General features: G+C 68.8%; 22 protein-coding genes and 2 pseudogenes. 10 read left to right on the top strand and 14 right to left on the bottom strand.

Annotated elements, in window-relative coordinates; translation table 11 throughout:
* Positions 1-135: 135 nt before the first annotated feature.
* The 3 genes from proC to O7R11_RS07385 all read right to left on the bottom strand — a co-directional run bounded on the left by proC (position 136) and on the right by O7R11_RS07385 (position 2,199).
* Positions 136-963 carry a pyrroline-5-carboxylate reductase gene (gene proC / locus O7R11_RS07395; RefSeq protein ID WP_337996863.1) on the bottom strand — a complete coding sequence of 276 codons (828 nt, stop codon included), beginning with the start codon at positions 961-963 and terminating at the stop codon, positions 136-138.
* 99 nt (positions 964-1,062) lie between these two features.
* Entirely contained in the window at positions 1,063-1,566 is a 504-nt protein-coding gene (locus O7R11_RS07390; RefSeq protein ID WP_337996862.1) for a type III secretion system chaperone family protein, read from the bottom strand.
* A 297-nt stretch (positions 1,567-1,863) separates the two neighbouring features.
* Positions 1,864-2,199, bottom strand: coding sequence for an accessory factor UbiK family protein (locus O7R11_RS07385; protein ID WP_337996861.1), 336 nt, complete (start codon positions 2,197-2,199; stop codon positions 1,864-1,866).
* A 168-nt stretch (positions 2,200-2,367) separates the two neighbouring features.
* On the opposite strand from O7R11_RS07385, the gene rfaD reads away from it, so the two are divergent.
* The 9 genes from rfaD (at position 2,368) to ychF (ending at position 10,573) form a co-directional block, all read left to right on the top strand.
* The gene (gene rfaD / locus O7R11_RS07380; RefSeq protein WP_337996860.1) at positions 2,368-3,354 is read left to right on the top strand and encodes an ADP-glyceromanno-heptose 6-epimerase; all 987 of its coding nucleotides are present in this window, start codon (positions 2,368-2,370) and stop codon (positions 3,352-3,354) included.
* 12 nt (positions 3,355-3,366) lie between these two features.
* Complete coding sequence (gene lgt / locus O7R11_RS07375; RefSeq protein ID WP_337996859.1) at positions 3,367-4,179, top strand: prolipoprotein diacylglyceryl transferase; 813 nt, start codon at positions 3,367-3,369, stop codon at positions 4,177-4,179.
* On the top strand, positions 4,176-5,237 hold the full coding sequence (locus tag O7R11_RS07370; RefSeq protein WP_337996858.1) for a class I SAM-dependent methyltransferase: 1,062 nt from the start codon (positions 4,176-4,178) through the stop codon (positions 5,235-5,237). Before lgt ends, O7R11_RS07370 begins: the two co-directional genes overlap by 4 nt.
* Before the next feature lie 108 nt (positions 5,238-5,345).
* Complete coding sequence (pgeF, locus tag O7R11_RS07365; protein WP_337996857.1) at positions 5,346-6,113, top strand: peptidoglycan editing factor PgeF; 768 nt, start codon at positions 5,346-5,348, stop codon at positions 6,111-6,113.
* Positions 6,110-7,027, top strand: a complete 918-nt coding sequence (locus O7R11_RS07360) for a hypothetical protein (RefSeq protein WP_337996856.1) — start codon at positions 6,110-6,112, stop codon at positions 7,025-7,027. Before pgeF ends, O7R11_RS07360 begins: the two co-directional genes overlap by 4 nt.
* 112 nt (positions 7,028-7,139) lie before the next feature.
* The gene (locus O7R11_RS07355; protein WP_337996855.1) at positions 7,140-8,072 is read left to right on the top strand and encodes a ribose-phosphate pyrophosphokinase; all 933 of its coding nucleotides are present in this window, start codon (positions 7,140-7,142) and stop codon (positions 8,070-8,072) included.
* Between the two features lie 118 nt (positions 8,073-8,190).
* Entirely contained in the window at positions 8,191-8,814 is a 624-nt protein-coding gene (locus O7R11_RS07350) for a 50S ribosomal protein L25/general stress protein Ctc (protein ID WP_337996854.1), read from the top strand.
* Positions 8,815-8,841: 27 nt separating this feature from the next.
* Complete coding sequence (pth, locus tag O7R11_RS07345) at positions 8,842-9,459, top strand: aminoacyl-tRNA hydrolase (RefSeq protein ID WP_337996853.1); 618 nt, start codon at positions 8,842-8,844, stop codon at positions 9,457-9,459.
* 13 nt (positions 9,460-9,472) lie between these two features.
* Positions 9,473-10,573, top strand: coding sequence for a redox-regulated ATPase YchF (gene ychF, locus O7R11_RS07340; RefSeq protein ID WP_337996852.1), 1,101 nt, complete (start codon positions 9,473-9,475; stop codon positions 10,571-10,573).
* A 191-nt stretch (positions 10,574-10,764) separates the two neighbouring features.
* On the opposite strand, the gene O7R11_RS07335 is transcribed toward ychF, so the two are convergent.
* The 8 genes and pseudogenes from O7R11_RS07335 to petA form a co-directional block, all read right to left on the bottom strand.
* A complete protein-coding gene (locus O7R11_RS07335) occupies positions 10,765-11,427 on the bottom strand; it encodes a dienelactone hydrolase family protein (protein ID WP_337996851.1) in 663 nt (220 codons plus the stop codon).
* A gap of 186 nt (positions 11,428-11,613) precedes the next feature.
* Positions 11,614-12,486, bottom strand: a complete 873-nt coding sequence (locus tag O7R11_RS07330) for a VOC family protein (RefSeq protein ID WP_337996850.1) — start codon at positions 12,484-12,486, stop codon at positions 11,614-11,616.
* Between the two features lie 108 nt (positions 12,487-12,594).
* Positions 12,595-13,239, bottom strand: coding sequence for a class II aldolase/adducin family protein (locus O7R11_RS07325; protein WP_337996849.1), 645 nt, complete (start codon positions 13,237-13,239; stop codon positions 12,595-12,597).
* Positions 13,236-14,336: an S-methyl-5-thioribose-1-phosphate isomerase gene (mtnA, locus tag O7R11_RS07320; RefSeq protein ID WP_337996848.1), complete on the bottom strand. Its 1,101-nt coding sequence runs from the start codon at positions 14,334-14,336 to the stop codon at positions 13,236-13,238. Before mtnA ends, O7R11_RS07325 begins: the two co-directional genes overlap by 4 nt.
* A complete protein-coding gene (locus O7R11_RS07315; protein ID WP_337996847.1) occupies positions 14,333-15,208 on the bottom strand; it encodes an S-methyl-5'-thioadenosine phosphorylase in 876 nt (291 codons plus the stop codon). Before O7R11_RS07315 ends, mtnA begins: the two co-directional genes overlap by 4 nt.
* A gap of 81 nt (positions 15,209-15,289) precedes the next feature.
* A pseudogene (locus O7R11_RS07310) lies at positions 15,290-15,940 on the bottom strand (cytochrome c1); the annotation flags it as partial.
* A gap of 111 nt (positions 15,941-16,051) precedes the next feature.
* Positions 16,052-17,251: pseudogene (locus O7R11_RS07305) on the bottom strand (cytochrome b); the annotation flags it as partial.
* Positions 17,252-17,273: 22 nt separating this feature from the next.
* Positions 17,274-17,807, bottom strand: coding sequence for a ubiquinol-cytochrome c reductase iron-sulfur subunit (gene petA / locus O7R11_RS07300; protein WP_337996846.1), 534 nt, complete (start codon positions 17,805-17,807; stop codon positions 17,274-17,276).
* A gap of 143 nt (positions 17,808-17,950) precedes the next feature.
* On the opposite strand from petA, the gene O7R11_RS07295 reads away from it, so the two are divergent.
* Positions 17,951-18,406 (top strand): tRNA (cytidine(34)-2'-O)-methyltransferase, encoded by a 456-nt coding sequence (locus O7R11_RS07295; protein WP_337996845.1) that lies wholly within the window; start codon positions 17,951-17,953, stop codon positions 18,404-18,406.
* 3 nt (positions 18,407-18,409) lie between these two features.
* Here the strand turns inward: O7R11_RS07295 and O7R11_RS07290 are convergent, their stop codons facing one another.
* The 3 genes from O7R11_RS07290 to O7R11_RS07280 all read right to left on the bottom strand — a co-directional run bounded on the left by O7R11_RS07290 (position 18,410) and on the right by O7R11_RS07280 (position 22,262).
* Positions 18,410-19,093 (bottom strand): GDSL-type esterase/lipase family protein, encoded by a 684-nt coding sequence (locus O7R11_RS07290; protein WP_337996844.1) that lies wholly within the window; start codon positions 19,091-19,093, stop codon positions 18,410-18,412.
* A gap of 81 nt (positions 19,094-19,174) precedes the next feature.
* Positions 19,175-20,476 carry a CCA tRNA nucleotidyltransferase gene (locus O7R11_RS07285; RefSeq protein WP_337996843.1) on the bottom strand — a complete coding sequence of 434 codons (1,302 nt, stop codon included), beginning with the start codon at positions 20,474-20,476 and terminating at the stop codon, positions 19,175-19,177.
* A 217-nt stretch (positions 20,477-20,693) separates the two neighbouring features.
* Positions 20,694-22,262 (bottom strand): nitrilase-related carbon-nitrogen hydrolase, encoded by a 1,569-nt coding sequence (locus O7R11_RS07280; RefSeq protein ID WP_337996842.1) that lies wholly within the window; start codon positions 22,260-22,262, stop codon positions 20,694-20,696.
* Positions 22,263-22,469 lie beyond the last annotated feature (207 nt).

Here is a 22,469-nt window from a genome sequence, read left to right as displayed (position 1 = left end):
CTTTGGTTTTTCGCCGCGAAGCGGCAAGCATTCCCTACTGCATCGGCCCGGGACTTATGGCGCTACGCGCAAAAAACTTGCAGGGGTCTGGGGCCCGCGGCCCCAGCGGGTCCAGGGCGGAGCCCTGGCCTTGTTTTACCCCGCCAACTCCTCCGAACGTTTCGCCGCGGCGGCGAGCGCCTGCGGCAGCAGGGCGGGCATGCCGTTCCTTGCGTCCATCAGCACGGCGAGCGCGGCGGCGGTGGTGCCGCCGGGGCTGGTGACGTTGGCGCGCAGGGTGGCGGCGTCTTCCGGGCTTCGGCGCAGCAGTTCGCCGGAACCGGTGACGGTGGCGCGGGCGAGTTTCATCGCGACCTCGGGGCTGAGGCCGAGGGCTTCGCCGCCTTTCGCCATCGCCTCGACGAGGTGGAAGACGTAGGCCGGGCCGCTGCCGGAGAGCGCGGTGACGGCGTGCATCTGCGCCTCGGTGGCGAGCCAGACGGTTTCGCCGACCGCGGCGAGCAGGGTTTCGCCGAGGCTTTTCTGCGCCGCGGAAACCGCGGCGTTGGCGAAGAGGCCGGAGATGCCGCGGCCGACCGCGGCGGGGGTGTTGGGCATGACGCGCAGCACCGGGGTTCCGGGGCCGAAGGCGGCCTCGAAGGCGGCGATCGGCTTGCCCGCGACGATCGAGACGATGAGGGGCTTTTGCGGCAGGCCCGCGAGGCGGGCGGCGACCGCGGGCAGCGCCGCGGCGAGGCCCTGCGGCTTGACCGCGACGAGCACCGCGGCGGGGGCGAAGTCCGCCGGGATGTCGGCGGGCTCGGCGGCGGCGGCGACGCCCTGGGCGGTCCAGGCGTCGCGGGTGGGGGCATGGGCCTCGACGATGCGGATGGCGGTTTTCGGCCAGCCGGTGGCGAGCCATCCGGAGACGAGCGCGCCGCCCATCTTGCCGCAGCCGATGACCAGGATCTCAGCGTGGGTCATGGGGGTGTCCTTGGTTTCTTGTCCGGCTTCAGGGATAGCAGGCCCGCGGCCATGAAAAAAGCCCCCTGTGCGGGGGCTTCTTCGGGTTTCGCGGGCGGGTCAGGCCTCGCCGACGGTATCGAGCATCGCGGCTTCCACCGCCTCGGCGGGGGCCTTGCCGCCCCAGGTGACGTACTGGAAGGCGGGGTAGAAGCGCTCGCACTCGCTGATCGCCACGTCGATGAGGGACTCCAGGCGGTCGGCGCCGAGGTTGAGGTCGGTGCCGAGCAGCAGGGAGTAGCGGAACATCGGCAGCCCCTCCTCCGCCCACAGGGCGAAGTGGCCGATCCACAGCTTCTCGTTGGCGATGGCGAGCAGTTCGGCGATGGCGGCGCGGCGCGGTTCCGGCACCCGCATGTCGAGCGCGCAGGAGATGTGCAGGGTTTCCAGTTCCGGCGCGAGGGCGAAGAACACGCCGTAGTCGCACCAGCGTCCGGGCACCTCCACGGCCAGTTCGTCGTCGCCGCGGCGTTCGAACGTCCAGTCGCGGGCGCTCAGCACCTGTTCGATCAGTTCGATCGGGTGGAGGGTTTCGACATCGAAGAGGGAGTCCGAGGTTTGCATGGGGGAACCTCCGCTACGCTAGCGGCCCGGGTGGAGCTCTGTCCCGGGCCATGAACCGGACCCTGTGCACCGGAACGGCATCCGGCGTCAATGCGTTTCTTCGGGAGGGGGTGTTCCCTACCCGGGGCGCATGGCAGGCGATTCACATATATCGCGGTTCGCCCAACCGCCACCACAAGATTTAGAGTGCCAAACCCCTTCCGGCAATGCAAGGGGAGTTTGATGACGCCTCGATGACGCGCCGCGCCGCGCCGCCGCGCACGCAGGCGGGGAGGCGATTCGTCCCGGGTGGGACGATCACGCCTCGGGCGCAGGGGTAGGCTTGGCCGCGGGCTTTTTCGCTGCGGCGGGCTTTTTCGCCGCGGGTTTCTTCGCCGCGGCGGGCTTCGCCTTGAGCGCCGCCTCCAGTGCGGCGACGCGCGCGGCGAGGCGCTCCTGCTCCTCGCGGGCGGCGGCGGCCATGGCGCGCACCGCCTCGAATTCCTCGCGCGGCACCATGTCGAGATCGGCGAGCATGCGCTCCAGGCGCTGCTTCACCGCGGTTTCGACCTCCGACTTGAGGCCGCCGATGGCGGTGGCGGCATCGCCGGCAAGGCGCGAGACGTCTTCGAACAGGCGCGGGCGGGACGACATGGCAGTTTCCTCCGGCGGGTCGGGGGCGGCGCTTCTTCAAGATCGTGGCGCCGCCTTGCGCTTGTTATTATGATGGCGGTGCGGCACCCTGTCCACACCCGGACCGGACCCCATATCTCTTTTCCGGAACGCGGATCCGTCTCCGCAGCAACGCGAGGGAAAGCCCGAATGTACGTGGTCACCGGCGGCGCCGGCTTCATCGGATCGAACATCGTCGCGGCCCTGGAAGCACGGGGCGTGCGCGACATCGTGGTCGTTGACCGCCTGCGCACCGGCGACAAGTGGCGCAACCTCGGCAAGCGCCGCCTCGCCGACATCGTCCACCCCGACTACGTGCTGCAATACCTGGAAACCAACGCCAAGATGATCGAGGCGGTGGTGCACATGGGAGCGATCTCCTCGACCACCGAGACCGACGCCGACAAGATCCTCGCCAACAACTTCAGCCTGACGCTGGGGCTGTGGAAGTGGTGCGTGGCGCATCAGGTGCGGTTCATCTACGCGTCCTCCGCCGCCACCTACGGCGACGGCAGGCAGGGCTTCTCCGACGATTTTTCCGAGGCGGCGCTCGCCCGCCTGGTGCCGCTCAACGCCTACGGCTGGAGCAAGCACCTGTTCGACCGCCGCGTCGCCAGCAAGGTCGCCGACGACCGCCGCACGCCGCCGCAGTGGGTGGGGCTGAAGTTCTTCAACGTCTACGGCCCCAACGAATACCACAAGGGCAGCCAGCAGAGCGTCGTCGCCCAGGTCTACCCGCGCGCCGCGGCGGACGCCCACTGCCTGCTGTTCAAATCGCACAATCCGCAGTATCCGGACGGCGGCCAGTTGCGCGACTTCGTGTGGGTGGGCGACTGCGTCGAGGTGGTGATGTGGCTCTTGGACAACCCGCAGGTTTCCGGCCTCTACAACCTCGGCACCGGGCAGGCGCGGTCCTTCCTCGACCTGGCGAACGCGGTCTACCGCGCGCTCGACATGGAACCGAAGATCCGCTTCATCGACACCCCGACGGAAATCCGCGACCGCTATCAATATTTCACGCAGGCGGACATGCGCGCCCTGCGCAAGGCGGGGTATACCAAGCCGTTCACCAGCCTGGAGAGCGGCATCCACCAGTACGTGGCGAACTACCTGCATGCCGCCGATCCCTACCTCTGATACGGGAACGCGATGTCCTCGCCCCTGATGTTTCCGCACTTCGACCCGGTGGCGATCGCCATCGGGCCGGTGGTCATCCGCTGGTATGCGCTCGCCTACATCGCCGGACTGCTCGGCGGCTGGCGGCTGGCGCTGCGCCTGGCGCGCAAGAGCCCCGGCGACATCGCCGCGCGCGACGTGGACGACTTCCTCGCCTGGGCGACGCTCGGGGTGATTCTCGGCGGGCGGCTGGGCTATGTGCTGTTCTACAACCTGCCGTTCTATGCCGGCCACCCGCTCGCCGCGCTCCAAGTGTGGAAGGGCGGCATGTCGTTCCACGGCGGCTTTCTCGGCGTGGTGCTCGCGGCGTGGCTGTTCTCCCGCGCCCGCGCCATTCCGCCCTTGTGCTTCGGCGACCTCTTGGCCGCGGTGGCGCCGCTGGGCCTGTTTCTCGGGCGCATCGCCAACTTCATCAACGGCGAGCTTTACGGCCGCATCGCCCCGGATGCGCCGTTCGCCATGGTCTTCCCGGGCGGCGGACCGCTGCCGCGCCACCCGAGCCAGCTCTACCAGGCGGGGATGGAGGGGCTGCTGCTGTTCGCCGCGATGATGCTGCTGTGGCGCGCCGGAGGGGCGCGCCGCCCCGGCCTTTCCATCGGGGTGTTCCTCTCCGGCTATGCGCTCGCGCGCATGGTCGGCGAGATGTTCCGCCAGCCGGACCCGCAGCTCGGCTTCCTGTTCGGGGGGAGCACCATGGGGCAGCTCCTCTCCGTGCCGATGCTGCTGGCGGGGCTGCTGCTGGTGCGCCGCGCGCTCGTCCGCCCGCCCGCCGACGCGGCGCGATGAGCGGCGAAACCGCATCGCGGCTCGCCGCGCGCATCCGCGCCGAGGGGCCGATGCCGCTCGCCGCGTTCATGGGCGAGGCGGTCGCCGCCTATTACCGCCGCGAGCGGGTGTTCGGCGCGGCGGGGGACTTCGTCACCGCGCCGGAAATCAGCCAGATCTTCGGCGAACTGATCGGCATCTGGTTCGCCCTGCGCTGGCACGCGGCGGGCCGCCCGGCGCGCTTTCCCCTGGTGGAGTGCGGCCCCGGCCGCGGCGCCCTGATTTCCGATGCGTTGCGCGCCGCGCGCTCCGTCCCCGGCTTCGCCGACGCCATCGAACTGCACCTCGTCGAGACCAGCCCCACCCTCGCCGCCGCCCAGGCCGAGGCCCTGGCGGGCTTTCCCGCCACCTGGCACGCGGACCTGGAAACCCTGCCCGACGGACCGCTCCACCTCGTCGCCAACGAGTTCCTCGACGCCCTGCCGGTGACGCAGTTCGTCTTCCGCGGCGGCGCCTGGCGCGAACGGCGGGTCGGCCTCTTCCGCCAGGACTTCGCCTTCGTCGATGGACCGGAGGCCGCGCCGCCCGCCGAGATGCTCTCCCGCCTGCCGCCGCCGCGCGAGGGCGAGATTTTCGAGACCGCCCCCGCCGCCGAGTCCTTCGTCGCCACGGTGGCGGCGCGCATCGCCGCTTCGGGCGGCGCGGCGCTGGTCTTCGACTACGGCCATGCGGAAAGCGGCTTCGGCGACACCGTGCAGGCGGTCTCCCGCCACCGCTATGTGCAGCCGCTGGCCGACCCCGGCGAGGTGGACCTCACCGCGCACGTGGACTTCGCCCGCATCGCGGAGACCGCGCGGGCGCACGGCGCCGCCGCCTTCGGCCCCGCCGACCAGGGGGTGTGGCTGGTCGCCATGGGGCTGCCCACGCGGCTCACCGTGCTGTTGCGCCAGGCCACGCCGGAACAGACCGAAGAGCTGGTTGCCGGCACCCGCCGACTCACCGAGCCGCACGCCATGGGCCGCCTGTTCAAGACGCTGGCCCTACTGCCGGTTTCGGCGGCTCCGCCCGAGGGCTTCTAAAATCCATTGAACCATCCGTAAAATCCTTTACTCTCATCGGGATGAGGGAACCGTCCGGTTGCATCGCCGCGCGGTGATACACGCGAAAGACTACGAGGGGTCGAGACGATGATTACGGTCTCCGCGCTGAACGACATTTCCCGTGTGCGGCACGCCTTCTTCACCCGCAACCGCGGCGTCTCCACCGGCCTTTTCGCCTCGCTCAACTGCGGCTACGGCTCCGGCGACGACCCGGCCGACGTGACGCGGAACCGCGCGCTCGCCATGGAGCTGATGGAGCAGCCCGCCTCCGCCCTGGTCACCCTGCACCAGCAGCACACCACCACCGTCATCACCGTCACCCATCCCTGGGCCGCCGAGGACGCCCCGGTGGCCGACGCCATGGTCACCGACGTGCCGGGCATCGCGCTCGGCATCCTCACCGCCGACTGCGTGCCGGTGCTGCTCGCCGACACCCAGAAGGGCATCGTCGGCGCGGCGCACGCGGGGTGGAAGGGCGCGATCAAGGGCGTGCTGGAGGAAACCGTGACGCGGATGATCGACCTCGGCGCGCGGCCGGGCACCATCGCCGCGGCGGTGGGGCCGTCGATCACCCAGCGCACCTACGAGGTGGGGCCGGAATTCCCGCCGATGTTCATCGACGAGAACCCGGAAAACGACCAGTTCTTCGCCCCGTCGAAAAACCAGGGGCGTTTCATGTTCGACCTGCCCGCCTACGTGGCGCGCAAGCTCGCCCGCGTCGGCGTCACCGAGGTGATCCGCACCCCCTGCGACACCTGCCGCGAGGCGGACCGTTTCTTCAGCTACCGCCGCGCCTGTCAGAACGGCGAGAAGGACTACGGACGTTGCCTCTCCGCCATCGTTCTGGAGCGATGATCCTCCGCATCCTTGCCGCCGGAGCGCTCGCGGCGCTCGCCGCCTGCTCCACCCCACGCCCCTTCGAACGCCCCTCCGGCAGCGACGGCGAACTCGGCCTGCCGGAGGCGGAGGTGCTGTGCGTTCCGGCGTTCCCCCTTCTGCCGCCGGAGCCGGGGCAGGCGCTGCGCGCCGCGCTCGCCGAGGAACTGGTGAAGCGCGAGGTGCTGGCCTCCGCCGCGGCGGCGTGCCCGCCCGGCGCGCCGCGCATCCTGGTGTGGGAGGCGCCGCGCCGCGACGGCGACGCCGCGCCGCCGCGCCTGATGCTCAGCCGCCCGCCCGCGGCCGGAAGGCCCTATCCGCCGGCCATCGTCGCCCTGCCGCCCGCCGCCGGCCTCCGGCCGGACGTCGCCGCCCGCGGGGCGGCGACGCTCGCCGACCGCCTGGGCTACCTGCCGCCCGCCCGGCCCTCGGTGCGCTCGCCCCTCGCCGGACTCGCCCCGCTCTCCCGTTCGCCCGCGCCCGCCGCGCCGCCCGCGCCCGCGGACGAGACGGCGTTCGTCGCCCCGGTGATGGGCGCCACCGGCAACGGCAACACGCTGATGCGCTTCGCCATGCTCGGCCACCTGCGCCGCGCCGGGCTCGCCGCCTCCGCCGAGGGCGAAGGCGGCGACGCCCCGGTGGTGCAGGGCCGGGTGGATATCGGCCCGGTGCGCGCCGCCGACGACGGAACCCAGGTGCGGCGGGTGAGAATCGTCTGGTCGGTCACCGACGCCAAGGGCCGGGCGCTGGGTTCGCTGGTGCAGGCCAACGACGTGCCCGCCCTCGGCCTCGACCGCGTCTGGGGCCAGGCCGCCGACGCGGTGGCCGCCGCCGCCGCCGGAGAAATCGCGGAAATCCTGCGCCGCGCCCGCGCCGATATGCAAAAACCGTGACGGCGGGTTTACAACGTGCCTTGCGGCTGATAACAATCGCCGCGATTCCAATGGACCGCGCGCGTCGTCTTGGGCACCATCGGTGCGCGGTTTTGCATGGAGAAACGCCGCCATGAAGGTCCTCGCCTGTAACAGCAACCGCCCGCTCGCCGAGGCGATCGCCGCCTACCTCAACATCGAGCTGACGAGCGCCAGCATCCGCCGTTTCTCGGACATGGAAATCTTCGTCGAGATCCACGAGAACGTACGCGGCGAGGACGTCTTCGTCATCCAGGCGACGTCGTACCCGACCAACGACAACCTGATGGAACTGCTGATCGCGCTGGACGCCTTGCGCCGCGGCTCGGCGCGCCGCATCACCGCGGTGATCCCCTACTTCGGCTACGCCCGCCAGGACCGCAAGACCGGCCCGCGCACCCCGATCTCCGCCAAGCTGGTGGCCAACCTGATCACCGAGGCGGGGGCCAGCCGCGTCGTCACGCTGGACCTCCACTCCGGGCAGATTCAGGGCTTCTTCGACATCCCGCTCGACAACCTCTATGCCGCGCCGGTGTTCACCAAGGACATCAAGGCCCGCCTCGGCAAGGAACGCCCGATGATCGTCTCCCCGGACGTCGGCGGCGTGGTGCGCGCCCGCACCCTGGCGCGCCGCCTCGACGCCGACCTCGCGATCATCGACAAGCGGCGCGAGCGCGCCGGGGTCTCCGAGGTGATGAACATCATCGGCGACGTCTCGGGCCGCGACTGCGTGATGGTGGACGACATCGTGGATTCCGCGGGCACCCTGTGCAACGCCGCGGTCGCCCTGATCGCCGACGGCGCCAACTCGGTGCAGGCCTACGTCACCCACGGCGTGCTCTCCGGCGGCGCGGTCTCCCGCGTGTCCAACTCACCCTTGGAAAATATGATCATCACCGACAGCATCCAGGCCACCGAGGCGGTGCGCCTGTCGGAAAAGATGCGGGTGCTGTCCATCGCGCCGCTGATGGCGGAGGCGATTCAACGGATCAGCGAGGAACGCTCGGTCTCCAGCCTGTTCGATTGACCGCGCCCGCGGAAAAGAGTAAACAACCCGCTTCGCCGCCCGCGCCACAGCGGACGGCGCTTGGCGTCGGCACCCCTGGAGGCCGACGCGACCATGACGGCTGAGGAGAAAAACAGTCATGAAAGCCACGACGTTGACCGCTCTCAAGCGGGAACGGGCCGGTAAGGGGGCAGCTCGTGCGGTGCGTAACCAGGGCCTCGTCCCTGGCGTCATCTATGGTGACAAGCAGCCGCCGGTGCTCTTTTCGATCGATCCGCGCCAGTTGCTCGCCCAGATGGCCCGCCCCGGTTTCTGGACCCATCAGTTCGAAATCGACATCGAGGGCGAAACCACGCTCACGATGTGCCAGGACCTGCAGGTCCACCCGGTCTCCGACCGCCCGATCCACGTGGACTTCCTGCGCATCCGCGCCGACTCCGTGGTGACCGTGGACGTGCCGGTGAAGTTCGTCAACGAAGAGCGTTCCCCGGGCCTGAAGCGCGGCGGCGTGCTCAACGTCGTCCGCCACGAGATCGAGGCGCACTGCAAGGCCTCCGAGATTCCGGAAGTCCTGATCGCCGACCTCGCGGGCCTGGACATCGGCGACTCGATCCACATCAGCGCCATCGCGCTGCCCGCCGGCATGCAACCGACGATCACCCGCGACTTCACCATCGCCACCATCGTCGCCCCGAGCGGCCTGAAGAGCGAAGAGACCGGGACCGTGGCCGCCACCGAGGCCGCGCCGGAAGCCAAGGCCTAAGGCAGGAGGCCGATTGCGGACGACGCCATGCGCTTGATCGTCGGACTGGGCAATCCGGGCACGGACTACGCCCGCAATCGGCACAACATCGGTTTCATGGCGGTGGACGCGATCGCCCGCCGCCATGGCTTCTCCGTCTGGAAGGTCCGCAACCAGGGCCTCGCGGCGGAGGGAACCATCGGCGGCGAACGCGTGATGCTGCTGAAGCCGCAAACCTACATGAACAAGTCCGGCGCCTGCGTCGGCCCCACCGCCCGCTTCTTCAAGATCCCGCCCGGCGAGGTCATCGTCTTCCACGACGAACTCGACCTCGCGCCCGGCAAGCTGCGCGTCAAGACCGGCGGCGGCGCGGCCGGGCACAACGGCCTGCGCAGCCTGGCGGAGCAGTTCTCCGCCGATACGGTGCGGGTGCGCATGGGCATCGGCCACCCCGGCGACAAGGACCGCGTGCAGGGCTACGTGCTCTCCGACTTCGCCAAGGCCGAGCAGACATCCTGGCTCGAACCGCTGCTCGACGCGGCGGCGGACGCCGCGCCGATGCTGGTGGCGGGCGACGCCTCGGGCTTCATGACCCGCGTCGCGCTGCTCACCCGCCCGCCGAAACCGAAAAAGGGCGCCGACGCCGCCCCCACCGCCGAATCATAACGGAGAGACCAAGATGGGATTCAACTGCGGCATCGTCGGCCTGCCGAATGTCGGCAAGTCCACCCTGTTCAACGCGCTCACCGCCACCGCGGCGGCGCAGGCCGCCAACTTTCCGTTCTGCACCATCGAACCCAACGTCGGCCGCGTCGCGGTGCCGGACGAACGCCTCGCCACCCTGGCGGAGATGGCCAAGTCGGCGAAGATCATTCCCACCCAGCTCGAATTCGTCGATATCGCGGGCCTGGTGCGCGGTGCCTCCAAGGGCGAGGGCCTGGGCAACCAGTTCCTCGCCAACATCCGCGAGGTGGACGCCATCGTCCATGTGCTGCGCTGCTTCGAAAACGACGACGTCACCCACGTGGAAGGCAGCATCGACCCGCTGCGCGACGCCGAGACGGTGGAAACCGAGCTGATGCTCGCCGACCTGGACAGCCTGGAAAAGCGCATCGTACCGCTCTCGAAGAAGGCGAAAAGCGGCGAAAAGGACGCGAAGCTCCAGGTGGACCTGATGGAGCCGGTGCTCGCCGCCCTGCGCGACGGCAAACCCGCCCGCACCGCCAAGCCCACGGACCCCGAGCAGGCCCGCGCCTTCGACCGCCTGCAACTCCTCACCGGCAAGCCGGTGCTCTACGTCTGCAACGTCGCGGAAGAGGAAGCCGCAAAGGGCAACGCGCTGTCCGCCAAGGTGGCGGAAAAGGCCGAGGCCGAAGGCGCGGCCACGGTCATCGTCTCCGCCGCGATCGAGGCGGAACTCTCCCAACTGCCGGAAGACGAACGCACCGAGTTCCTCGCCGACCTCGGCCTTGCGGAACCCGGCCTCTCCCGCGTCATCCGCGCCGGGTACGGCCTCCTCCACCTCATCACCTTCTTCACCGTCGGGCCGAAGGAGGCCCGCGCCTGGACGGTGCGGAACGGCGCAAAAGCGCCGGAGGCCGCGGGCGTGATCCATACCGATTTCGAAAAGGGCTTCATCCGCGGCGAAACCATCGCCTATGCCGACTTCGTCGCCTGCAAGGGCGAAGCGGGCGCCAAGGAAGCGGGCAAGATGCGCTCGGAAGGGAAGGACTATGCCGTGAAAGACGGCGATATCTTCCACTTCCTGTTCAACGTGTAAAGATAACACAAGGCCAGGGCTCCGCCCTGGACCCGCCGGGGACTCGGTCCCCGAACCCCATAACCGGTTTTTCGCCGCGAAAGCGGCAGGCAACCCATTCGTTGCCGCCGCACGGGCTTATGGCGCTGCGCGCAAAAACCAAAAGTTATGGGGAGCGCGAGGGGACCGAGTCCCCTCGCAAAGTTTTGGTTTTACCCCAATTCCCGCACCAGAAACTCCAGCGTCCGCACCTCCGCCTGCCGCGTCGCGGCGGCGTCGAAGCCCGGGCGGTGGGGGCAGGTGAAGGCGTGGCCCGCAGCATAATCGAAGGCGGCGACGCCGGGCAGCGACGCGGCGGAAGCGCGCAGCGGCGGCGGGGTCTTGGCGTCCTCTGCGCCGAAGTGGGCGAGCACCGGGCAGTTCGGGGTTTCCGCGAGGAATTCGGCGAGGTTCCCCGGAGAGCCGCACACCGCGGCGGCGAAGGGAAGTTTTGACGCGGCGCGCCAGGCGAGGGTTGCGCCGTAGCTTTCCCCCACCACGGCGACCTTGCCGAGGGGGGCGAGCGCGGCGCGCGCCGCCTCGATGTCGAGAAGCGGCGCGTCCCAACCGATGGCGTCGCGCAGGCGGCAGCCGTGCTCCGCTCCTGCCGCGGAATAGTCCAGTTCCGCGCCTTTTTCCGCGCGGTCGAAGAGGGCGGGCACGATCACCGCGTAGCCTTCGTCGGCCAGCAGGTCGGCGAGGCCGCGCAGGTGGGTGTTGACGCCGTAGATCTCCTGCAGCAGCACCACGCCGCCGCGCGGCGCGCCCACCGGATCGGCGCGGTAGATGGAAAAGCGGTGGCCGTCCGCCGCGGACATCTGCCGTATCGCACCCATGCTTCCTCCTGAAAGATAAACCATTACGAGGGGTCTTGGACCCCTCGTGCTCCCCATCCCTTTTTTGCCGCGAAGCGGTAGGCAACGCCTTGCTCGCAGCCGCCACAGGCTTATGGCGCTTTGCGCAAAACCCGAAAAGTCATGGGGAGCGCGAGGGGACCGAGTCCCCTCGCAAAGTTGTGGTGTTTACGCCGCTTCCGAGAACTCAATGAGAATGCCCAGGGTTTCCGACGGCGGCACGCGGATCAGACCTTCCTTCGACAGGCAGAAGGGCACGCGGTTGGCGGTGAGCACGCGGGCGGTTTCCTCGATATCGCGGACCGCGAGGCCGATCGCCACCGGGCGCGGCGGCTTGAGGTCCGGGCATTCCAGTTCGCAATCGGGGTGGAGCTGGGTGAGCTGGTCCGGCGAGCACAGCACGATGGTCTGGTCGCCGAAGTGCACCGCGACGGTGCTGTCGGTGACCACCGTCGCCCCCGCGCCGAAGAACTCCTCGTAGGCGGTCTTGGCGGCCAGGGGGTCCTCCACCACGATGGTGAGCGAATCGATGCCGACCGCGCCGTTGGGGTGATCCATCCAGCCCGGCCGGCGCACCGCATCGGGCGAGAGGTGCTGCGCGACGAAGGCGGAGAGGCCGACCAGCGCATCCTCCGGCAGGCGGACCATGGAGAGCGCGGCGCGCACCACGCCGGATTTGGTTTCGATGCTGCGGTAGACCGCCTGCGGCGGATCGACCTTCACCCCCTTGCGGGCGAGCGCGGCGTGCACCGCCGCGCCGTCGTTGGTGGCGAGAGCCACCGCCATCACGCCGTTGCCCGTGGCTTCCAGGGACTTGCGGAGGCGGCGGCGCAGCTCGCTGTCGGCTTGTTCCGGCGAGACGGCGACGAGTTCCAGGTAGTCGCGGGGCATCATGATGCAGTGGTTGCCGGTGCCCATGCCGTCGTGCCGCCCGTAGGGGGTCAGCGCGAAGCCGAGGCGGGCGTAGGTATCCACCGCTTCGGCCAGGGATTTGACACCCACCACGATATGGTCGATGCCGGAGATATGGCTGGCAGTCATGTCGGGAATCCTGAAAAGAGAACGCAGCGCAATGCGCAACAGCATACCGCCAAGCCGCCGGGGAGGCCAGACGGCAGGCTCCTCACATGGACACAACCGGGCGCGGGATCAAGCCTTGCGCGGCTGTCCGTAGGTTTTGAATTTCTCCAGGACCACGTCCATCTCCGCATCCGGCAGGATGATCGGCGCGCCGACCTGCAAGACTCGCCAGAACTGCTCGGCCAGTTCCTCCACCTCCTGGGTGAGTTTCAGCGCCGCGCCGAGGCTGGGCGCGGTGGCGAGCATGCCGTGGTGGGCCAAGAGGCAGGCGGTGCGGCCTTCGAGCGCGGCGAGCGCCGCGTCGGAGAGCGCCTGGGTGCCGAAGGTGGCGTAGTCCGCGCAGCGGATGTCCCTGCCGCCCGCCACCGCGATCATGTAGTGGAAGGCCGGAATGCCGCGGCGGTGGCAGGCGATCGCGGTGCAGAACGGCGCATGGGTGTGCACCACCGCGCCGACATCCGGCCGCGCCGCGTAGACGTCGCGGTGCATGCGCCACTCGCTGGAGGGTTTGAGGCCGCCGTGGGCCTCGCCCGCCATGGTCATCTCCACCATCTGCGCGGGGGTGAGGTTCTGCGTCAAGACCCCCGACGGCGTGATCAAAAAGCCGTCGTCGCAGCGCACCGAGACGTTGCCCGCGGTGCCGCGGTTGAGGCCGAGGCGGGAAAGTTCGGCCGCGGTCTTCAGCAGGTCGAAGCGCAGGGCGCGGATGTTCATGGCTGCCTCCGTTCCGGATAGAGCGACAGAAGCCCCGCCGCGGACGCGGCGCAGACGCCGCGCTCGGTGATCAGCGCGGAAACCAGGCGCGCCGGGGTGACGTCGAAGGCGTAGTTGGCGCAGGGGCTGCCCTCCGGCACCAGGCGCACGGTCCTGACCGCGCCGTCCTCGGCGAGGCCGGAAATGTGGGACTGCTCGGCGGCGGCGCGCTGTTCGATCGGAATCTGCGCCACGCCGTCGGTGAGCGTCCAGTCGATCGTCGGCCCCGGCAGGGCGACGAAGAACGGCACGCCGTTATCCTGGGCGGCGAGCGCCTTGAGGTAGGTGCCGATCTTGTTGCAGACGTCGCCGGTGGAGGTGGTGCGGTCGGTGCCGACGATGCAGGCGTCCACCAGGCCGTGCTGCATCAGATGGCCGCCCGCGTTGTCGGCGATCACCGTGTGCGGCACGCCGTGGTGCGCCAGTTCCCACGCGGTGAGGCTGGCGCCCTGGTTGCGCGGCCGGGTCTCGTCCACCCACACGTGGACCGGCATCCCCGCATCGTAGGCCATGTAGACCGGCGCCAGCGCGGTGCCCCAGTCCACGGTGGCGAGCCACCCGGCATTGCAGTGGGTGAGCACGTTGAGGCAGCCCGTGCGCCCCTTCATCCCGTAGATGTTGTCGAGCAGGCCGAGGCCGTGGGCGCCGATGGCGCGGTTGATCTCGACGTCTTCGTCGGCGATCTCGTTGGCGCGCACCCAGGCGGCAAGCGCACGGCGGTTGGGCGCGGCGGGGGCGATGGCGGCGCGCGCATCGTCCAGCGCCCAGCGCAGGTTGACCGCGGTGGGCCGGGTGGCGAGCAGCGTCTCGTAGGCGGCGGAGAGCGACTCATCCGAGGGGTCGTTCTCCATCGCCAGCGCCATGCCGTAGGCGGCGGCGGCGCCGATCAGCGGCGCGCCGCGCACCTGCATGGTGGAGATGGCGCGCGCCGCCTCCTCCACGGTGGCGAGCTTGACCACGTCGAAGTCGTGCGGCAGCAGGGTCTGGTCGATGATCTCCACCGTCTTGCCGTCGTCGGCGGGCCAGATGGTGCGGGTGGCGATGCCGTCAATCTTCATCCCCGGAGCACCCTTCCGGCGACGACGCGGAGCTTTTCCACCATCGCCGGGTCGCGCGCCTCCGGCGCGGTGATCAGGGCGTGTTCCAGGGCGGCCTCGCAGCCCTCGGGGCAGAACGCGTTGCGGTCCTTGAGCTTGGGCGCCACCTGGCGGATCAGGGCGCGGGCGGACTCGGCGTTGGTCTGCATCACCTTCAGCACCTTATCGACGGTGACCGCGCCCTCGTCCGGGTGCCAGGCGTCGTAGTCGGTGACCATGGCGACGGTGGCGTAGCACAGCTCCGCCTCGCGGGCGAGCTTCGCCTCCGGCATGTTGGTCATGCCGATGACGTCGCAGCGCCAGGAGCGGTAGAGCTCGGACTCCGCGGCGGAGGAGAACTGCGGCCCCTCCATCACCAGATAGGTGCCGCCGCGGCGGCAGGGAATCTTCAGTTCGCGCGCCGCTTCCTCCAGCGCGTCGCCGAGGCGGGCGCACACCGGCTGCGCGCAGGAGACGTGCGCCACCAGCCCGGTGCCGAAAAAGCTCTTCTCGCGGGCGAAGGTGCGGTCGATGAACTGATCGGCGATGACGAAGGTGCCGGGGTGGAGGTCGGCGCGCAGGCTGCCCACCGCGGAGACGGAAACCACCTCGGTGACCCCCGCTTCCTTCAACGCATGGATGTTGGCGCGGAAGTTGATGTTCGACGGCGGAATGCGGTGGCCGCGGCCGTGGCGCGGCAGGAATACCAGGCGTTGCCCGTCCAGGGTGCCGAAAAGAAGCTCGTCGGAAGGTTCGCCGAAGGGCGTCTCCATCCTGACCCAGCGCCGGTCGATCAGTCCGTCGATGTCATAAAGGCCCGAGCCGCCGATCACGCCCAGAATCGGATCGATCATCCTTTTCTCCCCCATGCGGAAAAACAAAACCCGGGCCGCACCATAACGCGGGCGGCCCGGGCCGGACAAGGCATAAGCGGATCAGTGCACCGAGGCCCAGACGCGCCGCTTCAGCGCATAGAACAGCGCGGTGAAGACGAAGAGGAAGAGCACCACCTTGACGCCCATGGCATGGCGCTCCTCCAGCTCCGGCTCCGCCGCCCATTGCAGGAAGGCGGTGACGTCGCGGGCGATCTGCTCCGCGTTGTCGGCGGTGCCGTCGGCATACTCCACTACGCCGTCGGAGATCTGCGGCGGCATCGAGATGGCGTTGCCGGGGAAGACGGTGTTGTAGTACTTGCCGGGCGGCAGCTCGTGGTCCGGCGGCTGCGGCGCGAAGCCGGTGAGCAGCGAGAACACGTAGTCCGGCCCGCCCTCGCGCGCCTTGACGATCAGCGACAGGTCGGGCGGCGCGGCGCCGCCGTTGGCCGCCTTGGCCGCCTGCTCGTTGGGGAACGGCGCGGGGAAGCGGTCCGACGGCAGGCCCTTGCGGTCGAACATGTCGCCGTTGTCGTCCGGGCCGTCGGCGACCTGGTAGGAGGCCGCGAATTCCTTCACCGCGTCCTCGGTGTAGCCGAGGCGCGAGAGGTTGCGGAAGTGGACCAGGTTCATGCTGTGGCAGGCGGAGCAGACCTCGCGGTAGACCTGATAGCCGCGGCGGAGCTGCGCCTCGTCGTAGGCGCCGAACGCTCCCTGCCACGACCACGACTGCTGCCGCAGGGCCGCGCCCTCCGAGGCGTGCGCCGGACCGGGCGCGGCGATGAAGGCGATGAGCGCGAGCGCCGCGGCGGCGGTGCCCTTGAGCACCGGGGCGGCGATGCTCTCCGGCAGCGGCAGGGTCTTCTCGAAGCGCGCGAGCAGCGGCAGGATCACCAGGAAGTGCAGGAAGTAGTACCCCGCGGCGATGCGGCCGACGGTGATCCACACCCCTTCGGCGGGCATCGCCCCGGCATAGCCGAGGACGAAGCAGTCGATCACGAACAGCCAGAACGCCTTCTTGAACCACGGACGGAAGGTGCCGGAGCGCACCGGCGAGGAATCGATCCACGGCAGGGCGAAGAGGATGAGGATCGCGCCGAACATCGCCAGCACGCCCATCAGCTTGTCCGGCACCGCGCGCAGGATCGCGTAGAACGGCAGGAAGTACCACTCCGGCACGATGTGCGGCGGCGTCACCATCGGGTTGGCCGGGATGTAGTTGTCCGGGTGGCCGAGGACGTTGGGATACCAGAACACGAACACCGCATAGACGATGAGGAACACCCCGATGCCGAAGAAGTCCTTCACCGTGTAGTAGGGGTGGAAGGGAATGGTGTCCTGCGGGCCGTTGACGTCGATGCCGAGCGGGTTGTTGGACTTCACGGTGTGCAGCGCCCAGACGTGGAGCACCACCACGCCGAGAATGGCGAACGGCAGCAGGAAGTGCAGCACGAAGAAGCGGTTGAGCGTCGGGTTGTCCACCGAGAAGCCGCCCCACAGCAGGGTGACGATGTGCTCGCCGACCACCGGGAAGGCGGAGAACAGGTTGGTGATCACCGTCGCGCCCCACAGGCTCATCTGCCCCCAGGGCAGCACGTAGCCCATGAACGCGGTGCCCATCATCAGCAGCAGGATGACCAGGCCGATCCACCACAAAAGCTCGCGCGGCGGCTTGTAGGAGCCGTAGTAGAGGCCGCGGAAGACGTGGATGTAGACGACGACGAAGAACATCGACGCGCCGTTCATGTGCAGATAGCGGATCAGCCAGCCGTAGTTGACGTCGCGCATGATGCGCTCGACGGAATTGAACGCCATGTCCACGTGCGGCGTGTACTGCATCGCCAGGAACAGGCCGGTGGCGATCATCATCACCAGCATGAAGCCCGCGAGCGAGCCGAAGTTCCACCAGTAGTTCAGGTTTTTCGGCGTCGGGTACTCGACCGCGGAATGCTTCATCAAAGAGATGATCGGCAGACGGGAGTCGAACCAGTCGAGGGCTTTGTCGAGTTTTCCTGGGGCGCTCATGGGTCTCTCGTCTCCAGCCGGATCAGCCGATGCGGACCGTGGTGTCGGTCAGGAAGGTGTATTGCGGCACTTCCAGGTTCTTCGGCGCGGGGCCCTTGCGGATGCGGCCCGAGGTGTCGTAGTGGGAGCCGTGGCAGGGGCAGAACCAGCCGCCGAAGTCGCCGCGCGGGTCGGCGGGCTTCTGCCCCAGCGGCACGCAGCCGAGGTGGGTGCACACGCCGACGAGGATCAGCCAGCCGGGCTTGGTAACGCGCGCGGAATCCGGTTGCGGGTCGCGCAGGTCGTCCACCTCCACGCTCTCGGCGGCGGCGATCTCGGCGGCGGTGCGGTGACGGATGAACACCGGCTTGCCGCGCCACTTCACGGTGATCGCCATGCCCACCGCGATCGGGGCGAGGTCCACCTCGATGGAGGAAAGCGCGCGCGTATCCGCCGCCGGGTTGAGGCTGTCGATGAACGGCCAGGCCGCCGCCGCAGCGCCCGCCACGCCCACCGCGGTGGCGGCGTGCAGCAGGAAATCGCGGCGAGATGCGTCCTTCATCGAATCTGCGGACATCCTTTCCCCCTGACTCAAAACATCATCTTCTCGGACACTTGTGCAACAGCTAGGAATTCGCCAGGCTCTTTCCTAGGGGTGGGCCGCCGCCCGCACCCGAAAAAGTACCCGGTTTTCCCGGTTTGCTCAAAAGCTTCCGCCCCATGCGCATCGCCCTCTACGAACCCGATATCCCGCAGAACGTCGCCGCGATCCTGCGGCTTTGCGCCTGCTTCGGCGTGGGACTCGACATCATCGGGCCGGAGGGCTTCGTCTGGGACGACAAGAAGCTCAAGCGCGTCGGCATGGACTACGTGAATTTGGCGGAGGTGCGCCGCCACGCCTCGTGGGCGGCGTTCCGCGCCGCCGCCGGGGGGGCGCGCCTGGTGCTGCTGACCACGCGGGGCGCGACGCCGCTTGCCGCCTTTCGCTTCGCCGCGGACGACATCCTGCTGTTCGGCCGCGAGAGCGCGGGCGCGCCCGAGGACGTGCACGCCGCGGCGGATGCGCGCCTGGTGGTGCCGATCCGCGCGGCGACGCGCTCCCTCAACGTGGCGATGACCGCGGCGATCGCGCTCGCCGAGGGGCTGCGCCAGACCGGCGGCTTTCCGGAACTCTAGGGGTCAGCCGCCCGCCGCGGCGGAGACGAAGTGCAGGTTGGTGGCGCGCCCGTTGTCCAGCCAATCGCGCCAGGGCGCCCACGCGCCGGCCGCCGCGGCGATCACCGCCTGGCCGTCGCCCGCCGGAATCACCCCGTTGCCGCTGCGCAGCGCCCCCGCATAGCGGGCGTCGGCGGAAAGCGCGCCGCACAAATCGAGGAACGGCACGCCGCAGCGCGCCGCGATGGCGGCGAAGCCCTGGCTCAGCCCGCGCAGGCGCACCGGGTCGTAGAACAGCGGCCTGCCCTGCCGCCCCGGCACCGAAACGCCGCCCGAGACCACCGGCGGCGGCCCGATCCAGAAGCAGGCGCGCCAGGATGCCGCCTCGGCGATCACCGCCTCGGCGAGATAGAGGGTCTCCGGCAGGGGGACGCGCACGCCGTCGCCGTCGGCCGCCTGGTCGTTGAGGCCGAAGCAGAACACCAGGGCGGACGCGGGCAGGGTGGAAAGCCGCGCCTCCGCCTCGGCGCGCCAGCGGCGGGCGACGTCGGCGGTGGTGTCCGCCTCCACGCCGAGGCCGTAGGCGATCACCGCGTGGCCTGCGTCCCGCTCCGCCCGGGTCAGGCGCTGCGGCCAGCCGAAGCCCTCCGGGTCGCGCAGGCCCAGCAGGGTTTCGTCACCGATGAAACATACCGAATGCTTCGCCAAGGCGGCCCTCCCCCCGTGCCGACGGGGCCAACTCCTCCCCACCTGCATAGAATAAGCGCGGCGCGGACGAAGTGACAGAGGTCACCCCCCGCCGACGATCTCCGCCAGGCGCGCCAGCAGCGCCGCGCGCCCGAGGGCGAAATCCCCCGCCGCCCATTCCGCCTCCAGCCGCCGCAGCGCCGCGCCGACCTCCGGCCCCGGCTCCGCGCCGAGCGCCAGAACGTCCGCCCCGGAAACCGGGAACTCCGGCACCGCATCGCTCTCCGGCAGGCGCAGCAGCGCCTCCCAGGCGGCGCTGCCGCGCGCCCCGGGCAGCGGCCCGCGCGCGCCGTGGCGGTGGCGGTAGCCGGCCCAGGCGACCAGCACGCGGTCGCGCCAGCGCTCCGCCCCCAGGCGATGCAGCATCCGCCGCGCCGCGGCCCGCGGCATCGCAACGCAAACCGGCTCCGGCAGCGGCGCCAGCGCGCCGAGCAGGCGGTCGCGCTCCGCATTGGAAAAACGCCAGGCGGCGGCGAGCGCCCCGGCGCGGGCGCAGTCGGCCTCCGCATCCTCTCCGGCGATCAGGGCGGCAAGCCGCCGCACCGCCGAAGGCTCCACCTCCGGCACCTTGAGGCCGCGGGTCTCCAGCCAGGCGAGCACGCGCAGACGCCCCGGCTCCAGCGCCCCGGGCATCAGCCGCTCCGCCACCCCCTCGCCGCGCATCAACAGCAGCACCTCGCCGGGGTCCGGCCCTGCGAGAATGCGCCGCATCTCCGCCCACACCCGCTCGCCGGAAAGCGCATCGAGCATCGGCGCGAGCTTGCGGCAGGCGGCGAGCGCCGCCGCGTCGGCGGGCGGCGCGCCGTAGCGCCCGAAGAAACGGAAGAAGCGCAGGATGCGCAGGCCGTCCTCGGCGATGCGGCGCTCCGCATCGCCGACGAAGCGCACCCGCCGCGCCCCGAGATCGGCCAACCCGTCGCACGGGTCGTAGACCGCGCCCCCGGCATCGGCGTAAAGCGCGTTGATGGTGAGGTCGCGGCGCGCCGCGTCCGCCGCCCAGTCGCCGGTGAAGGCGACCACCGCGTGGCGGCCGTCGGTTTCCACGTCGCGGCGCAGGCTGGTGATCTCGAAGGCGCGCGACGGCGTCACCGCGGTCACCGTGCCGTGGGCGAAGCCGGTGGGCACCGCGCGGATCCCCGCCGCGGCGAGCAGGCTCATCGTCTCCGCGGGCGGGCAGTCCACCGCGATGTCCACGTCGTGCACCGGCAACCCGAGCAGGGAATCCCGCACGCACCCCCCGGCGAAGCGCGCTGCCGCGCCGCGCGCGGAAAGCGCCGCCATCACCGCGCGGGTGTCGGGATGAACCAGCCAGTCCTGCGGCGCGATCTGCCCCACCGGGTCCACGGAAGCCTCCGCCGGCCTAAAACCAAAACTTCGCGGAGGGTCGCGGACCCTCCACACCTCCCTCAACTCTTTTTCGCCGCGGCAAAGAACGCCGAAGACGTTCGTAAGGCCATGGCCCGAGGGAGAGAAAAATGCGTCCGGCATTTTCCGGGCAAGCGGCAATCGACCGCTGCCCACCCACCATAGCTTTAGCGGGCCGCGCGCGAAAAACCAAAAGTTATGGGAGGTCCGGAAGCGCTGCAAAGCTTGGCAGCCAGGAGACCGAATAGAGGTCGAAGCGGCGGTCCTTCAGGTTCTGCACCGTGCCGGAACGGCGCGCTTGAGCGAGAATGTCCAGGCGAAGGTCGGCGAGAGCAACCATCTCGACATTGGGCGTGGTATCCGCCGCTACGCCATCCCGTGCGAACGGAAAATCGCAAGGAGAGAGAATGCAGCTTTGAGCGTACTGAATGTCCATGTTATCGACCTTCGGCAGGTTCCCGACGTTCCCCGCAAGGATGACGTAGCATTGATTCTCGACCGCACGCGCCTGACCGCAATAGCGGACCCGCAAATAACTTTTGCGCTCGTCGGTGCAGAAGGGGACGAACAGCATCAGCATGCCTTGATCGACGAGGTGGCGTGCAAGCTCGGGAAATTCGCAATCATAGCATATATTGACGCCGATCGGGCCGCAGTCGGTCATAATCACCGAGAGTTCGGAGCCTCCCTGGATGTTCCACCAATACCGCTCATTGGGTGTCGGATGGATTTTTGCTTGGCTATGAATCGAACCATCCCGCAAACATATGTAACAAACATTCTGGATGCTGTCGTTTTCTCCACGTGTCGGGTGTGAACCGCCGATGATATTGATGTTGTAGTTGACCGCAAGCTCGGAGAGCATTTTCTTCAGCTGCTCGGTATATTGAGTGAGGCGTGCAATCGCTTCCCTGGCCGGAATTTGCTCGTTCTCTATCGAGAGCAATTGCAGACTGAACAGCTCCGGGAGCACTGCAAAATCCGCTTTGTAGTTTGCGAGCGCATCGATGAAATATTCGACCTGCTGCCTGAATTCCTCAAAAGAGGCGATGCGGCGTTGCTGATACTGAATGACGCCGATGCGGACGGTATCGGGAAGCTGCCCCCGCTGCTGCGTGGTAAGCAGCCTCGATTCCGTGCGGCGGGCATTTCGCCAGACCAGGTGCGCGGCATACCCCTTTGACTCTTTGTCGAACGGCAGATATTTCGGCAGAATTCCGTGAAGCTCAAAGCCATTGCGCAACTGGAAGGACAGCACTGTGTCCCGCAACCGCTTGTCGGCCACCGCCTCGACATAGGCTTCTGCCGACCCCACGCTCCTCCAGCGCCGCGCCAGCCCTGGAATCCGTCCGCCGAAGACGATCCCCTTCAGATTGAGGCCTACGGCCAACGCCTTGCGGGCATTATAGAGACGCTGCCCGATGCGCAAACCTCGATGGCCGGAGTCGACGCAAACCTCCATGCCGTACAACCAGTCGCCATCCGGATCGTGGCGGGAGGCATAGCCGCCGCCGGTGATTTCAGCCCAGGTGTGAGAGTGAAAGGCCGTGGCTTCGTCGGTCCGGAAGGTGGCGCAATAGCCCACGACGGCGTCCTGGTAGACCGCGACGAATTGCCCTTTGGGAAAGACATTCATATGCCCTCGGACTTGGTCGGACGTATACGACAGTTTCTCATCGTACACTTTCAGACAAAGCCGCAAAATATTCGGGATATCATTGGGCGTGGCATTCCGCACGATTAGCGTCGGCTTGGCGTCTATCATTTTATTTTCATCCCACGAGCGATAAGCGCAATACGCTGAATCTGACGATAGACTTTACTTCTTGTTATTGTCGGCCCTCGGCCTTCTCCTGAATGTGGCGCATATCATGGAGAATTGAACGGAAACGACACTCTTAGAGCGCATATCCCGGCGTCTTCATCCGGGGGACGGCATGCGGGGCTCCGCCCGGGGGCGAAGCACTTCCAT

This window comes from Oleispirillum naphthae (assembly GCA_027864655.1).
Classification (GTDB): Bacteria; Pseudomonadota; Alphaproteobacteria; order Rhodospirillales; family Rhodospirillaceae; genus Oleispirillum; species Oleispirillum naphthae.
This window is presented reverse-complemented; position numbering and strand designations above follow the sequence as displayed.

What these genes read in the sequence shown, in the direction of transcription:
- lgt (WP_337996859.1), top strand. Translation starts at nt 3,367, where the DNA reads ATGTCCTCGCCCCTGATGTTTCCGCACTTCGACCCGGTGGCGATCGCC.
- ychF (WP_337996852.1), top strand. Translation starts at nt 9,473, where the DNA reads ATGGGATTCAACTGCGGCATCGTCGGCCTGCCGAATGTCGGCAAGTCC.
- petA (WP_337996846.1), bottom strand. Translation starts at nt 17,807, where the DNA reads ATGTCCGCAGATTCGATGAAGGACGCATCTCGCCGCGATTTCCTGCTG.
- O7R11_RS07355 (WP_337996855.1), top strand. Translation starts at nt 7,140, where the DNA reads ATGAAGGTCCTCGCCTGTAACAGCAACCGCCCGCTCGCCGAGGCGATC.
- O7R11_RS07390 (WP_337996862.1), bottom strand. Translation starts at nt 1,566, where the DNA reads ATGCAAACCTCGGACTCCCTCTTCGATGTCGAAACCCTCCACCCGATC.
- O7R11_RS07330 (WP_337996850.1), bottom strand. Translation starts at nt 12,486, where the DNA reads ATGACTGCCAGCCATATCTCCGGCATCGACCATATCGTGGTGGGTGTC.
- O7R11_RS07295 (WP_337996845.1), top strand. Translation starts at nt 17,951, where the DNA reads ATGCGCATCGCCCTCTACGAACCCGATATCCCGCAGAACGTCGCCGCG.
- mtnA (WP_337996848.1), bottom strand. Translation starts at nt 14,336, where the DNA reads ATGAAGATTGACGGCATCGCCACCCGCACCATCTGGCCCGCCGACGAC.
- O7R11_RS07325 (WP_337996849.1), bottom strand. Translation starts at nt 13,239, where the DNA reads ATGAACATCCGCGCCCTGCGCTTCGACCTGCTGAAGACCGCGGCCGAA.
- O7R11_RS07360 (WP_337996856.1), top strand. Translation starts at nt 6,110, where the DNA reads ATGATCCTCCGCATCCTTGCCGCCGGAGCGCTCGCGGCGCTCGCCGCC.
- O7R11_RS07370 (WP_337996858.1), top strand. Translation starts at nt 4,176, where the DNA reads ATGAGCGGCGAAACCGCATCGCGGCTCGCCGCGCGCATCCGCGCCGAG.
- O7R11_RS07315 (WP_337996847.1), bottom strand. Translation starts at nt 15,208, where the DNA reads ATGATCGATCCGATTCTGGGCGTGATCGGCGGCTCGGGCCTTTATGAC.
- O7R11_RS07280 (WP_337996842.1), bottom strand. Translation starts at nt 22,262, where the DNA reads ATGATAGACGCCAAGCCGACGCTAATCGTGCGGAATGCCACGCCCAAT.
- pgeF (WP_337996857.1), top strand. Translation starts at nt 5,346, where the DNA reads ATGATTACGGTCTCCGCGCTGAACGACATTTCCCGTGTGCGGCACGCC.
- O7R11_RS07335 (WP_337996851.1), bottom strand. Translation starts at nt 11,427, where the DNA reads ATGGGTGCGATACGGCAGATGTCCGCGGCGGACGGCCACCGCTTTTCC.
- O7R11_RS07350 (WP_337996854.1), top strand. Translation starts at nt 8,191, where the DNA reads ATGAAAGCCACGACGTTGACCGCTCTCAAGCGGGAACGGGCCGGTAAG.
- rfaD (WP_337996860.1), top strand. Translation starts at nt 2,368, where the DNA reads ATGTACGTGGTCACCGGCGGCGCCGGCTTCATCGGATCGAACATCGTC.
- pth (WP_337996853.1), top strand. Translation starts at nt 8,842, where the DNA reads ATGCGCTTGATCGTCGGACTGGGCAATCCGGGCACGGACTACGCCCGC.
- proC (WP_337996863.1), bottom strand. Translation starts at nt 963, where the DNA reads ATGACCCACGCTGAGATCCTGGTCATCGGCTGCGGCAAGATGGGCGGC.
- O7R11_RS07385 (WP_337996861.1), bottom strand. Translation starts at nt 2,199, where the DNA reads ATGTCGTCCCGCCCGCGCCTGTTCGAAGACGTCTCGCGCCTTGCCGGC.